The 13,383-nt window shown below is 65.1% G+C and carries 13 protein-coding genes; 8 read left to right on the top strand and 5 right to left on the bottom strand.

Going from position 1 to position 13,383, the window contains the following annotated elements; all coding sequences use genetic code 11:
- Positions 1 to 107: 107 nt before the first annotated feature.
- The gene (locus tag FB547_RS16700) at positions 108 to 998 is read right to left on the bottom strand and encodes a LysR family transcriptional regulator (RefSeq protein WP_145744090.1); all 891 of its coding nucleotides are present in this window, start codon (positions 996 to 998) and stop codon (positions 108 to 110) included.
- An 897-nt stretch (positions 999 to 1,895) separates the two neighbouring features.
- Between FB547_RS16700 and FB547_RS16695 the strand changes: the two genes are divergently transcribed.
- Together FB547_RS16695 and FB547_RS16690 are read left to right on the top strand one after the other, a co-directional pair.
- Entirely contained in the window at positions 1,896 to 2,414 is a 519-nt protein-coding gene (locus FB547_RS16695) for a LysR family transcriptional regulator (protein WP_261380306.1), read from the top strand.
- A gap of 45 nt (positions 2,415 to 2,459) precedes the next feature.
- Positions 2,460 to 2,867, top strand: coding sequence for a RidA family protein (locus FB547_RS16690; protein ID WP_145744088.1), 408 nt, complete (start codon positions 2,460 to 2,462; stop codon positions 2,865 to 2,867).
- Here the strand turns inward: FB547_RS16690 and FB547_RS16685 are convergent.
- On the bottom strand, positions 2,824 to 3,771 hold the full coding sequence (locus FB547_RS16685) for a LysR family transcriptional regulator (protein ID WP_145744086.1): 948 nt from the start codon (positions 3,769 to 3,771) through the stop codon (positions 2,824 to 2,826). The genes FB547_RS16690 and FB547_RS16685 overlap by 44 nt on opposite strands.
- A 145-nt stretch (positions 3,772 to 3,916) precedes the next feature.
- Between FB547_RS16685 and FB547_RS16680 the strand changes: the two genes are divergently transcribed.
- The 3 genes from FB547_RS16680 (at position 3,917) to FB547_RS16670 (ending at position 7,252) form a co-directional block, all read left to right on the top strand.
- Complete coding sequence (locus FB547_RS16680; protein WP_145744084.1) at positions 3,917 to 4,906, top strand: tripartite tricarboxylate transporter substrate binding protein; 990 nt, start codon at positions 3,917 to 3,919, stop codon at positions 4,904 to 4,906.
- A 33-nt stretch (positions 4,907 to 4,939) separates the two neighbouring features.
- Positions 4,940 to 6,352, top strand: a complete 1,413-nt coding sequence (locus tag FB547_RS16675) for an FAD-dependent oxidoreductase (RefSeq protein ID WP_261380305.1) — start codon at positions 4,940 to 4,942, stop codon at positions 6,350 to 6,352.
- Positions 6,353 to 6,553: 201 nt separating this feature from the next.
- Positions 6,554 to 7,252 (top strand): HAD-IA family hydrolase, encoded by a 699-nt coding sequence (locus tag FB547_RS16670; protein ID WP_145744080.1) that lies wholly within the window; start codon positions 6,554 to 6,556, stop codon positions 7,250 to 7,252.
- Between the two features lie 31 nt (positions 7,253 to 7,283).
- On the opposite strand, the gene FB547_RS16665 is transcribed toward FB547_RS16670, so the two are convergent.
- Complete coding sequence (locus FB547_RS16665; protein ID WP_145744078.1) at positions 7,284 to 8,606, bottom strand: type II toxin-antitoxin system HipA family toxin; 1,323 nt, start codon at positions 8,604 to 8,606, stop codon at positions 7,284 to 7,286.
- Positions 8,603 to 8,884, bottom strand: a complete 282-nt coding sequence (locus tag FB547_RS16660; protein ID WP_145744077.1) for a helix-turn-helix domain-containing protein — start codon at positions 8,882 to 8,884, stop codon at positions 8,603 to 8,605. The genes FB547_RS16665 and FB547_RS16660 overlap by 4 nt, the downstream gene beginning before the upstream one ends.
- A 364-nt stretch (positions 8,885 to 9,248) precedes the next feature.
- Between FB547_RS16660 and FB547_RS16655 the strand changes: the two genes are divergently transcribed.
- Positions 9,249 to 9,875, top strand: a complete 627-nt coding sequence (locus FB547_RS16655) for a DUF4337 domain-containing protein (protein ID WP_145744075.1) — start codon at positions 9,249 to 9,251, stop codon at positions 9,873 to 9,875.
- Between the two features lie 64 nt (positions 9,876 to 9,939).
- Here the strand turns inward: FB547_RS16655 and FB547_RS16650 are convergent, their stop codons facing one another.
- Entirely contained in the window at positions 9,940 to 10,839 is a 900-nt protein-coding gene (locus tag FB547_RS16650) for a LysR family transcriptional regulator (protein ID WP_145744073.1), read from the bottom strand.
- Between the two features lie 111 nt (positions 10,840 to 10,950).
- On the opposite strand from FB547_RS16650, the gene FB547_RS16645 reads away from it, so the two are divergent.
- Entirely contained in the window at positions 10,951 to 12,360 is a 1,410-nt protein-coding gene (locus FB547_RS16645) for an amidase (protein ID WP_261380304.1), read from the top strand.
- A 45-nt stretch (positions 12,361 to 12,405) separates the two neighbouring features.
- Positions 12,406 to 13,377: a tripartite tricarboxylate transporter substrate-binding protein gene (locus FB547_RS16640; protein WP_145744071.1), complete on the top strand. Its 972-nt coding sequence runs from the start codon at positions 12,406 to 12,408 to the stop codon at positions 13,375 to 13,377.
- The last annotated feature ends 6 nt before the right edge of the window (positions 13,378 to 13,383 follow it).

Genomic DNA, 13,383 nt, shown 5'->3' with positions numbered 1-13,383 from the left:
TGCGACAACGCAGGGGCGTGCGAAAGCCCGGCTGCATTGCCGTTGAAAAATGGAACGTGGGGAAACCGCCGGAACCACGAAGGCCTCCGATGCGGCGAAGGCGCAAATCAGGCTTGCTCTAGCGCCTTGGATATGAAGTCGACGAAGGCTCTGATTTTTCGAGTATTGCGCCGCGCGGGCAAATACGTCAGATTCACTTCTTCCGGCATCAGCTCGAATGACGGAAGGACAGTGACCAAGGAGCCGCTCTGGATCGCGGCTTTGGCACAAAGAAGAGGGACCAAGGCAACTCCGCCGGCCGAGCAGGCGAGTCTCAGCAGCAATTCCGGATCGTTGGCTCGGAATACGCCCGCAGCCCTGACGATGTACTCGCGGTCAAGACCCGGAACGACCATTTCCATGGCCTGCCGCTCCGGACCACAGGTCAAGAAATAGTGTCCCGCGAGATCGTCGACCGTCTCGATCACCGGATGGCGCTCGAGATACCAGGGTGCGGCGCACAGGACAAGGATCTGCCTCTTGATGCGTCTCGCGACGAGGTCTTCGCAGCCCTCGAGCCCCACCCGGATGGCCACATCGGCATCTTCGCGAAACAGATCCACGCGATCGGAGTTCACGTCGACGGTGAGTTTGAGCAGAGGATGCGCGGCCATGAAGCCCGACAGGTGCGAGGAGAGCAATTCGCGGCCGAGATAACCGGGAACCGAGATCCGCAGTTGGCCTGTCAGAGCTTCGTTGGTGTCGGAGAGCCGCGAGAGCGCCTGGTTCACCGCTTCCAGAACTTCCTTCGCCGTGGAAAGGAACTCGCGCCCTTCACCGGTAAGACCGAAACGACCTGCCCCCCGGTGCAGGAGCGTGTGGCCGACCAAGGCCTCCAGCCTCTTGAGTTGCCGGGACGCAGATGCCTTGGGCACGCTTAACGCGTCGGCCGCTTGCGTCAACCCTCCCACCTCGACGGCTTTCACAAAAAGCCGCACATCGGACATCAATAAATCCATGTTTCCTCGAACTTGAGTGCAACGCGTGCCCCCTCCGCACCTTTCTTCCGGGAAGAGGCATTGTTCAGCTCAACAAAAACCGCTTCTACGAGCGACGCACCATTCCCAGCTTGCATCCACAATCAATCAGGCAGCCAGTTTGATTTGTCCCCAACACCAAAGCGCTTCAATATCCGTTCAGCACTCAATTCAACTCATGGAATCTATTTGTTATTTGACTCACCCTTCATCAAATCGCAGCTGCGCAAACAGTTCATGCGCTTACCTGCAATGAGATGTCTCAGCGAATTCATCACCGGCGAACACAGTGAGCTGCGACCCTCCATAATTTCATCGCGCACCAAAATGGTGTCAACCGCTGGATTAAATATATGCAAATCTTAACCAATGTAACAATGTTGTATTGCGCGAATTTTGAGGAATTTTTGGCAATCCTGCGACATAAAGCGTGTGAGTTGCACCACTGTCGCTAGACAGTCACACGGCTCCGGCGATACGAATGTCGGGTTCCTGATGCAAGGAGAAACAGCACCTCCATGCCGATGCTCGCGTACGGAGTTGGGGGAATTGTTCATCGCCGGCTCCGCGCCGTTATCGCGGCGGTGGAATTGAGGAGAGAGAGATGAACTCCAAGCAGCCACTCCCCGAAGGCGGTAGGACGATTTCGAACCTGTGTGGTACTTATCCCGGACCGGGCGCCAACGCGGCAGGCCTCATCCAGGCCACGAACGCGTTCGGTGGCATCACACATCCTTTCGGTGCCCGGAATGACCCGCGCACACAACGTTCGGATCGAACTGGCGGACGCCGCAGCAGCTTGCGCTGCGCGACCAGTGCGCGCTCCTCGCGGCGGACATTTCGCAAATTTCGGACTTCGGAAGACGGGGAAACTTCTTCATGGCGCAAATGATTGACGCGCCGCACCATCGGGTCCAATACTGTTTTCTTGAAAAGGCTTATGCACAGCGTATGGCAGCACCTGACTTCAGGACGCTGCGCTACTTCGTGGCCGTGGCCGTGGCCGAGGAATGCAGCGTCGGAAAGGTGGCGCGCCGGCTCAACATGGCCCAGCGGCCGCTGTCGGTGCACATCAAAAATCTGGAGGCTGCGGTGGGCACGCCCTCTTTCGCAGGTCGGCGCGCGGCATGGAAATTACCGATGCCGGCAATGCGCTCTTCCAGCGCGCAAGAGAAGCGCTGCTCCTTGCCAACGAAGGGTTCGACGCCGCGCGTGCCATCGGGTCGGCAGCAGGGGCCGGCTCATGGTCGGAACCATGGTCGTGCTTTCCTACCTGGCGCTCCCCTGCCTCAAGAACGCGCTATCCGGGTGCGACTCTTTGGATGGCTTTTGGAAATCAATAGGTTAGCCGCGTTTGAGTCCAGTGGAATATTCCTCAGAGTCAGCCGCGCACTCTAGAGTCCACCGATCACAACCTCCCTTTTCAGGAAAGAAAGCCAATCCATGTCCGCACGCAACGTTGTCTTTCCCGCCGGCCGCCAGGCGCTCTACGAGCGCAACCGCTATTCGCCCGCCATCCGCTCCAACGGTTTTCTCTTCGTATCGGGGCAGGTCGGCAGCCGGCCCGACGGTTCGCCCGAGCCCGACCTGGAGGCGCAGGTCCGGCTCGCGTTCGAGAACCTCAACGCGATCCTCTCGGCCGCGGGCTGCAGCTTCGACGACGTGGTCGACGTGACGGTCTTCATCGTCGACCCCGAATCGAAGTTCGAGACCATCTGGAAGGTGGTCGCAGAATATTGGGGCGAAGCGCCGCACCCGACGCTGACGGGCATCGGCGTGACCTGGCTCTACGGCTTCCAGTTCGAGATCAAGGTGATCGCGAAGCTTCCGGACGAGTGCGCGGCCGGCTGAGAGCCCGCCCACCCAGGCCCGGCGTCCGAGTCCAGACCTCGTCGAAGGCCTCGCAGAAGGCGCGCTGCACGACCGACATCGGGCGGTACCGGTTGCGGATGACGTGGACGTCGAGCCGCTCGCTGCTGCTGAAGGGCCGCACCGCCAGGCCGTGGAAGGTCTGCCCCGCGATGGCGGCGCGGTCCACCACCGCGATGCCGACGCCGGCCTGCGCGAACCAGCAGGCGGTCGTCGACGAACGTACCTCGACATCCAGGTGGAGCTCCTCGGCTTCCTTGCCGTAGGCCCGGTGCAGGCTGCGGCCGTAGGCGCTGCTTTCGGGGGACGTGATGATGCGATGGCCTCGCAGGTCTGCCGAACGGACGATCTTGCGCGCCGTGACGGGATGGTCGCTGCGCATGACACAGGCAAGCGTGCACTGGTAGCGCTTGACGACAATGAGGTTCGGATGGTCGTTGGGCAGCAGGCCGATCGCCAGATCCATCGAGCGATCGAGCAGTGCATCGACCATGATCGGCGCGACGAGCACCTCGACCCGGCACTTGAGCCGCGGGTATTGCGCATGGAGAAGCGCCATGGCCTGTGGCACCAGGTAAGGCGCAAGACTTGCGGACACCGCGATGCGCAGCATGCCGGTGTCGGGCTGCGCCAGGCTGCGCGTGACGTCGCGCACCCGGTCCACGCCGCGCCACAGGATCTCGATCTCCTGGTGCAGCAGATGGGCCTCGGGGGTCGGGATCAGCCGGCCCTTGATCCGCTCGAACAGGGTCAGGCCGGTCTGGCGCGCGATCTGCCCGAGCAGCTTGCTTACGGCCGGCTGCGAAACATGCAGCAGTTCGGCGGCGCCGACGACGCCGCCCGTGAGCATCACAGCGCGAAAAACTTCCATGTGGCGCAGGTTCATGCCTGGATTCTCCATCGCATGCCGCCGGACGAGGATCGGCGGGTGCATAACCAAAAGTTAAGCCCTCGCCAATTCTTTTCATTTGCGGGGCCGAGCAGGCCTCACAACAATGAAGGCACTCCGACAAGACCAGAGACAAAGAAAGATGAATGCACACGAGGACGGACGGCTGTCTCGCCGGCGCCTGCTGCAGGCCGCATTGCTGGGCGCGCTGGCGCGGACCCGGGTGGCGCACGCCCAGGAGTTTCCGACCCGGCCCGTCAAGCTGATCGTTCCGCAGCCCCCGGGCGGTGCGGCCGACCGGCTGGCGCGGATCTTCGCGCAGGCGCTGGAAGCCCGGTGGAAGCAGTCCGTGGTGGTGGAGAACAAGCCGGGCGGCGGCGTGGTGATCGGAACGCTCGCGACCGCGCGTGCCGCGCCCGATGGCCACACCTTCGCCCTGCTCGGAAGCTCGCTCAGCATCAATGCCGCCCAGCGCAAGGACCTGCCCTACGACGCGGCCCGGGATCTCGGGCCGATCGCGCGTGTCGGCTATTTCACCGTCGTCCTCGTGGCGCCGGCCGACTTCGGCGCCGACAACGTGCGCGAACTGATCGCCATGGCAAGGAAGAACCCGGGGACGCTGTCGTTCGCATCGAACGGCATCGGCACCTCCGCGCAGCTGGCCGGCGAGATGCTCAACCACATGGCGGGCATCCAGCTTCAGCACGTGCCCTACAACGGCGCGGCCAAGATGTACACCGACATGATCGGCAAGCAGATCCCGCTCGGCTTCTCGGTGGCGTCCTCCGCGGAAAGCTTCATCCGGTCGGGGCAGCTCAAGGTGCTGGGCGTGACCAGCAAGGAACGCAGCCCACTCTATCCGCAGTGGCCTGCCATCGCCGAGACGCTGCCGGGTTTCGAAGCCGTGAACTGGGCCGGCTTTGCCGCGCCGGCCGGCGTGCCGCGCGCGGTGACGGCCAGGCTGGCCGACGACATCCTTGCCGTGCTGGCGACCGCCGACGTGGCCAAGGCGATGGCCGACATGGGCATCGAGGTCAGGCCGCAAGGGCCGGACGAGTTCCAGGCCTTCATCCAGTCCGAGATGCGGCGCTTTGCCGAGATCTCCAGGCCGCTCAACAAGCCATCCAACTGAGCCCACAGAATTCCTCCAGCGATGACCCAGCCCATGATCTCTCCGTCCGAATATTCCTTCAGCCGCACCATCCCCGTGGATGACAGCTACGACCTGGTGGTGGCCGGCGGCGGCCCCGCCGGCACGGCCGCGGCCGTGTGCGCGGCCCGGCTGGGCCTGAAGACCCTGCTGGTCGAGGCCACCGGCTGCCTGGGCGGCATGGGCACGTCGGGCCTGGTCGCGTCCTTCGGCCCGGTGTCCGACGGCGAGCGCATGCTGGTCGGCGGCTTCATGAAGGAGCTGCTGGAGACGATGTGGCGCCAGAAGGCCTTCGGCCCGCACGTGGTTCGCGAATTCCTGGACGGCCAGCTCAATCGCTGGGTGCCCTTCAAGCCCGAGCACCTGAAGCGCATCCTCGACGACTTCGCGGTCGAGGCCGGTGTCGAGCTGCGCTTCTTCACGCGGCTGATCGAAGCGGACGTGCAGGACGGGCGCGTGCGCGGCGTGGTGCTCAGCAATGTCGAGGGCCTGCGCTACGTGCGGGCGCGGACCTTCGTGGACGCAACCGGCGACGCCGCGCTGGCCGCGCTCGCGGGCGCCGAATGCAAGGTCGTGCTGCGCGACACGGACACCGTCGCGCCGAGCACGCTGTGCTCGCTCTTCGGCGGCATGCGCTGGGACGATCCGGCCTACGGCGACGACTGGCGCGGCATCGACGCGGCCAAGGCCCGCACCAAGACCGAGCTGCTGGAACGAGCCATCGCGGACGGCCACTTCACGCAGGCCGACCTCTTCATGCCAGGCATGAACAAGATCGGCGAGCGCACGGCCAGCCTGAATGCGGGCCATGTGTTCAACCTGAATCCGCTGTCCAACCGCAGCCTGTCGGACGGCATGGTTTTCGGGCGCAAGCTGGCGGTGGAATATCTGGAGTTCTTTCGCAAGTACGTGCCCGGCTGCGCCGACCTCGAGCTGCTGACCACCGCGCCGGTGATGGGCGTGCGCGATTCGCGGCGCATCGTCGGCGAGTTCGAGCTGGGCATCGAGGACTTCCGCAACCAGCGGCAGTTTCCAGACCAGATCGCGGTCTACAACCGGCCCACGGACGTCCACCCCACCGACACCTCCAAGGCCGAGTACGAGCGTTTCCTGCGCGACTTCGACGGCAAGGACAACCTGGGCCGCGGCAACAGCGTGGGCATTCCGTACAGCATCCTGGTGCCGCGCGGCTCGCAGAACCTGTGGGTGGCGGGGCGCTGCCACTCGAGCGACACCAAGGTGCATGGGTCGATCCGCGCCCAATCGGCCGCCTACATGATGGGACAGGCCGTGGGCACCGCCGCCGCGCAGTCGATCGCGAGTGGCGAGCCGGCCTGCGACCTCGACACGCAGGTGCTGGTCGAAAAGCTCCGGGCGCACGGCGCCTACCTGCCGCAGAAGACGCTGGCGAGAACGATGACGCGCTGAGCGGCTGCCCGGTTCGGAGGGCGGGCACCGGCATGGCAAAACAAGATGCCGCCACGGCACCGATTGCGGAATCACATGCCGATTCGCATGCCCACTTCGATCTGAAAGGGAACAGCGAGGCTCCTATGCTCGTGTGGAACGACATCCGTCGTCGTCTCTTCGCCGCTGCGCGCCTTTTCCATTTCGATTGGAGCTGTTCCCATGTCCCTGCAGGATTTCAAGGTTCTCACTTTCGACGTCGTCGGCACGTTGATCGATTTCGAGGTCGGCATGCTTGCCTACCTCCGCTCGGCGGTGCCCGATGCCCGCGTGAGCGACGACGAATTCCTGGCCGCCTACCGCCGGGCACGCGCCGACGGCCAGGCCGGCTGGTACCCCGACGACCTGGAGCGCTGCTGGCACGCCATCGCGCCCGCGCTGGGCCTGCCCGACAGCGATGCGCTGGCCCGCGGCCTGCGCGATTCGGTGGCGCAATGGCCAGCCTTCCCGGACTCGGTGGAGGCATTGAAGCGGCTGCGCACGCGTTTCAAGCTGGTCACGATGACCAACGCGCAGCAATGGGCGCTGGCCCATTTCGACCAGACGCTGGGCTCGCCCTTCGACATGCTGCTGAGCTGCGACGACGCCCTGTGCGAAAAGCCCGACGCGCGCTACTTCGCCTACGCGCGCGGCCGCTTCGAAGGCGCCTGGGGCTATAAACAGGCCGACAACCTGCACGTGGCGCAAAGCCAGTACCACGACATCGGCATCTCCAAACAGCTGGGCATCGCCACCTGCTGGATCGAGCGCCGCCATGCGCAGAAGGGGTCCGGCGGCACCATCGAATCGAAGCACACCGAGCCCGACTACCACTTCCGCACGCTGGCCGAACTGGCCGATGCCGTCGAGGCGGGCCGCTGACCATTGCGCCGCAGCGACCTCCTGCGGGGCATCACCGCTTTCCCAGGAGCGGCGAGCGGCCCATCTTTTCCCGCGGGGCCGATATCGCGGGCTTCGCATCCGAGAAACGCGCCCGCTTGATCGCGACGTCCAGCGACGGCAGGCTCCAGGTCCTCTGCAGGCGCAGGCTGTTCATTCCGGCGTTCCAGGCATGCAGCATCCGCTTGGCCGTCTCGCGGAATCCGGGATAGCGGCCGGCCGCCTCGACCACCTGCGGGGTCACGCGGACGATGGACTCGCAGAGGCGGTCCACACGCTCTTTGGTCTGCGCAGGCATCACGCCGCAGCGTGTCTGCAGAAACCGCTCCAGCGCCTTGCCCGGCATCCAGGTGCTGCGCCCTTCGACAGGCATACCCGGCGGATTCTTCGCATAGTCGTCGTAGACCGTCGTGGTCAACATGTCGTAGACGGGAGCCAAGGCAATGCTCTCGCGCGACGTGTAGAGCAGCGCGATGTTCTTGGTGTGGCAGTCCGCGTTGCGCAGCGCATAGGTCAGCAGCAACAGATCCGCCAGTTGCGACAACGCCGCATTCTGTTGTGCCGGCGAATCCACTACATCCTTGATGCGGCCGACCACACGCTCCCAGGTCGACTGGTACTTTTCTTCAGGCCGCAGCGACAGCAGGCTGCAAAGGTCTTCCATGCCTTTGCGCATGGTGCCGTCCTCGTCGAAGTCGAAGCGATGCACCACAAGCGCTTGGCCATCCTCGGAGACTTCGGTCATCGCGGCAGGAATGCCGGCCTGGCGCGACACTTCCATGCACAGGTGTTCATTGAGCGCAACGCCCGGGAGCCGGGCGGTGGCCCCCTTGATGATGTACCGATCGGTGGCCAGCGTCCCTTTGCCGTACTCGGTCAGTGCGTTCGGCGACAGGAACTTGGGGACGACGCCGGACACCCCGGACACGGCATATCGGCGCACCAGGTCGACAAAGGCCGCCTCGGAGTTGTCGCCGCGCAAGATTTCCCTCAATTCGAAGGGTACGGGCGGCTGGGTCGGATCGGCGCCGGGCATGGCGACCTTCACGCGCCCGATGGCGTTGCGCCCCACCACCGACAGCAGGTTGAGCGGCGATGCACCGACCTGCGGCCCCAGTTGCTCCTGCAGAATCGACAGCAGGAAGCCCTCCGGCAGGTTCATCCGAAAGACGGGATGAAGGTCGGGATAGGCATAGGACTCCGTCCGCGCAGGCATCAGCAGCGAAACGAGCTGCGTGGGTTCGACATCAGGGTGATAGGCCATGACGTGGCGGAAACCATCGGCAGACTCCAGGGTCGCCACCGGCTTGTCATGAACGAAGACGTGCAGCTTCATCGGCGCGCTTCACTGTCCTGCGCGAAGGCGCGTTGCCGCTCCGCCAGCGCGTCATCGAGCGTGAAGCTGCGCTTCATCGGCATGTAGCTCATCTCGTGGCCGAGCACTTCCAGCAGACGCAGCAGTTTGCGTGAGCCGAACTCGGCGACACCGCCCGTCTCGAAGCGTGCAAGGGTGGATTGGCCCAGGCCGCTCAAGGCGGCGAGTTCCTTTTGGGTCATGCCACGCTCTTTGCGCAGTTGCGCGAGTGCGCGGCCAAGATCAGGCAGACTGTTCATATGCTTTATTTGCTATAAAAACTCATGTGAAATTTCTAACGGCGCCCTGGCTGACGCATTGCCTACACCTGCACAAATTATAGCAAATAGAGCACTATTTTGCGGCGACTTAATGCCGTATATGTAATGAGGTACCGCCGACGGATCAGGGAATCGGTCGCGTGTCTGGTCATTTTTATAACAAATACAGCACCATCCGATTCAATCCCTCGCCTCCGGGGCCGCGGTCGCCCGGGCCATCGCGCAAATGCCCACAACGCAGCACGCGCAGGCAACGATTCCCGCGCGCAGCGCATGAATGCTTTCGTCTGCTGGCGGGCATACTCGCACGCGTTCAGAGAAAACCCATTTCAATAAGGATCCCATGTCAGGACACGGCTTTCACGTGCACGGCCCGCACGACCACGAACTTGAACACGCGGCATCCGGCGCTGGCCATGGCGACGGCCATGGGGACGGCACGGCGGCCTCACCGTCGGGTGGCATGAGCATGACGAGCAAGATCGCGGTGTGCACCGCCGTGATCGCCACCGTCGGCGCAATCTTCTCGTACATGGGCGGCGCCACGCAGGCCAACGCGGGCCTCTACAAGAACAACGCCGCGATCAAGAAGACCGAGGCGTCGAACCAGTGGAATTACTTCCAGTCGAAAAGCACCAAGCAGGCCTTGGCCGAATTCGCGCGCGACACCGCGACCGACGACGGCCGCAAGCAGGACTGGCAGCTCAAGGTGGCGCGCTACGAGCAGGAGAAGACCGACATCCAGGCCGCCGCAAAGAAGCTGGAAGCCGAGGCGAGCCAATGGGACGCCCAGTCGGAAGAGCAGATGCACCAGCACCATCGCTGGGCGCAGGCGACGACCGTGCTGCAGGTGTCGATCGCACTGGCCGCCATTGCGTTGCTGACGAAGAAGAAGTGGCTTGAGCGCGCGATGTTCGGCGTGGCGGCTGGGGGGCTTGTGGTGGGGGCGCTGGCGGCGTTTCACATCTAGCAGCCAGGCCGGCGCGAGTCGGAGGCGACGCATGCAGCTGCCGCCTCGACCTCCCGGCCCTCCGCTAGGCAGCTTGCCGCACAGAGGCGCGCGCGCAGGCCAGGAAGGGCTCGATGAGCGGGCTCTGCCAATCGCTGCGCCAGCAGGCGGCGATGTCCATCTTTGCATCGACGTTGCGAAGCGCCCTGAACACCACACCCGGAGGCCGGCCGATCCGGGCGCAGGCCGGCAGGATGGCCACGCCCTTGCCCGCCAGCACGAGCGCCAGCGCCGACATCATGGTCTCGACCCGCTGCGCGATCGGCATGCTGACGCCGTGCCGCCGAAGCATCGAGGCGACGACGGATTTGTCGACGTCTCCATCCGGCACAGGCAGCCCGATGAGGGGCAGGCCTGAGAGCCGCTCCAGTGGAATGCTGGACATGCGGGCCAGGGGCGAGTCCGCATGCATGGCCAGCATCAAGGGCTGGGTTCCGATGCGCTCGACCGCGATGCCGGCCTGGGCCACGGGCGGGATGCAGATCGCCACCGACACGTCCGAGTCGACGAGGGCCGAGACGTTGTTGAGGGCGTTCAGTTCCACGTACTGGACTTCCACATCCGGCAGTTTCGCCCGCAGCGCGTTCTCCAGGCGAGGGAGCACCAGGTAGGACAGCACGACCATGGTCCCGATCGTGAGCCGGCCCCTGCGGCCCGAGCCGATCGCCCGTGCCGCGTCGAAGCCTTCGTTGGCGAGCAGCAGCGCTTCCTTCGCACGCTGGAACAGCGCATTGCCGGCATCGGTGATCTCCATGCCGCGCGCCGCCCTGCGGAACAGCGGCGTGCCCACCGCCGCTTCCAGGTTCTTGATGTGGACCGACAGCGGCGGCTGGGCCATGTTGAGCCGGCGTGCCGCCTTGCCCACGCTGCGTTCCTCGGCGACCGCCACGAAGTAGCGAAGCGTTCTGAAGTCTGGTGCTGCCATACGCTGCTCGTATGCCTTTTCAAGAAAACAGTATTGGACCCGATGGTGCGGTGCGTCAATCATTTGCGCATGAAAAAGTTTCCGCGTCTTCCGAAGTCCGAAATCTGCGAGATGTCCGCCGCGACCATGCGCACGCTCGTCGCGCAACGAAAGCTCTCGCCGGTGGAGATCGTCGAAGAAGTATTGCGCCGGGCCGACACCGTGCAGCCGCACCTCAACTGCTTCATCACGCTGTGCCACGAGCAGGCGATGGCGCAGGCCCGGGAGGCGGAACGTGCCGTGACGAGGGGCGAGGCACTGGGCCTGCTGCACGGCCTGCCTTTCACGGTGAAGGACATCGTCGACACCGCGAACGTCAGGACGACCTACGGCTCCCTGCTGCATCGTGACCACGTTCCCACGCAGGACGCCGTGGCGGTGGCGCGCATGCGCCAGGCGGGGGCCATCCTCATCGGCAAGACGACCACCTCCGAGTTCGGCGCCAAGTGCCTGACCGACGCTCCTCTTTTCGGCAGCACCCGCAACGCCTGGGATGGAACGCGCACCAGCGGCGGCTCGAGCGGCGGCGCGGCCGCGTCCATCGCGGCCGGCATCGCGCCGCTGGCCATCGCCACCGACGGCGGCGGCTCGACCCGCATTCCCGCCGCCTGCAACGGCGTGGTCGGCCTGAAGCAGAGCCTGGGCGTGGTGCCTCACAGCCAAGTACAGGACGCTTTCGGCAACTACACCTACGTGACGCCCACCACGCGCAACGTGGCCGACACCGCGCTCATGCTGCAGGCCATGACCGGCGCCCACGGGTCCGATCCCTGGTCATTGGGCGTGCCGGCGCAGCGCTACTTCGACGCTCTGCAACCCGGCGGCGATCTGCGCGGCAAGCGGATCCTCTACTGCGCAACGCTCGAGGGGCGTCCGATCTCCGACGACGTCGCCGCCGCCTTCGAAGCCGCCCTGGACACCTTGCGTTCCATGGGCGCGGAGCTCGAAGAGATGTCGAGCGACGGATACGACGTCGAGCCGGTGTGGCGGGTGATCAACCACACCAGCTGGCGCGGCCGCTTCGCCCCGCTGGCCGCGGCGCATGCCGACCAGTTGAGCCCGTCGTTGCTGCAACAGCTCGAACTCGCGCAGCACGTCGACGGGGTCGCCTTCCAGCAGGCCATGTTTGCCAGGACCGCGCTCTTCCGCAAGGTCCAGGCCCAGCTGGAGAGCCACGACTTCATCTTCACGCCGACGCTCTCGCGCACGGCCCTGCCGATCGACCAGGACCTGTTCGGCCGCATCGAGATCGATGGCGCGGCGTATGCCGAAGTGCGGCCGAACTGGTTTCCCTGGACCATGCCCTTCAACCTCACGGGCCACCCCGCTATCAGCCTGCCGTGCGGCGCGGGCCGCGATGGCCTGCCCATCGGCATGCAGCTCGTCGGCCGGTTCCGCGAGGACCTGCAGCTGTTGCAGGCCGCGGCGTCCTTCGAAGCCGCGCACCGGCCGGCGAACGCGCTGCCCGCCCTGGCCTTCTAGATCCCCTCTCCCGCTCCCATTCCACAACTTTGGAGGTACTCCACCATGGCCTCGTTTCTCAGGACACTTTTCCTCGGCGCGTCGATCGCACTGATCGGCGCCGCCGCGCATGCCGACAGCAATGCGCCCATCCGGCTGGTCATCGGCTTTCCGCCGGGCGGCGCGCTCGACAACCTGGCGCGTTCGCTGGCCGAGGACTTGCGCACCACGCTCAAGGAACCCGTGCTGGTGGAGAACCGGCCCGGCGCCTCGACCCGGATTTCCATCGAGGCCGTCAAAGCCGCCCGGCCCGACGGCCGCACCATCCTGCTGGGCGCGACGCCGCCCTTCGTCCTCTTTCCGATGACCTATGCGCGGCTGAACTACGACGTCGACAAGGACTTCATCCCCATTGCGCATCTGGCGAACGTGCCCAGCGTCCTTTCGGCCGGCGCAGGCCAACCGTTCAAGACACTCCCCGAATATGTGGCCTGGGTCAGGAAGAACCCCACGGGTGCGAGCGTGGGGTTGACCAACCTCGGCGGCGCGCTGCACTTCAGCGTGCTGCAGCTGTCCAAGGCCATCGGCGTGCCGCTCGCGCCGGTCACCTACAAGGGCGGTGCGCCGCTCGCGACCGACCTCATCGGAGGCCATGTGCCGTTCGCTGCCGACGCGCTGGCCAGCCAACTCGAGCTCCACCGCGCGGGCAAGCTGCGGATCCTGGGTGTGGCAGGGACCCGGCGATTGAGCTGGCTGCCCGACGTTCCGACCATCAAGGAATCAGGCTACGACGCCTTCGACCGCGCCAACGCCGCCTATGCCGCCTTCGTGCCGGCGGGCACGCCGAAGGATGTGGCCGCGAAACTGGAAGCGGCCCTCCTCGCGGCCATGCGCAATCCGCAGGTGCGCGCGCAGGTCGACCGCATGGGCCTCGAGGCCACGGGGCTTCCCGGCGCCGAAGTGACGCGCATCATGAGGGAGGACCGGGCGTACTGGCGCCCCATCGTCAAGGCCTCGGGGTTCAGGAGCGAAGACTGAATCGAT

This window comes from Variovorax beijingensis, assembly GCF_007828835.1.
GTDB lineage: Bacteria > Pseudomonadota > Gammaproteobacteria > Burkholderiales > Burkholderiaceae_C > Variovorax > Variovorax beijingensis_A.
The sequence above is the reverse complement of the archived record's forward strand: the minus strand, read 5'-3'. Positions and strand labels throughout refer to the sequence as shown.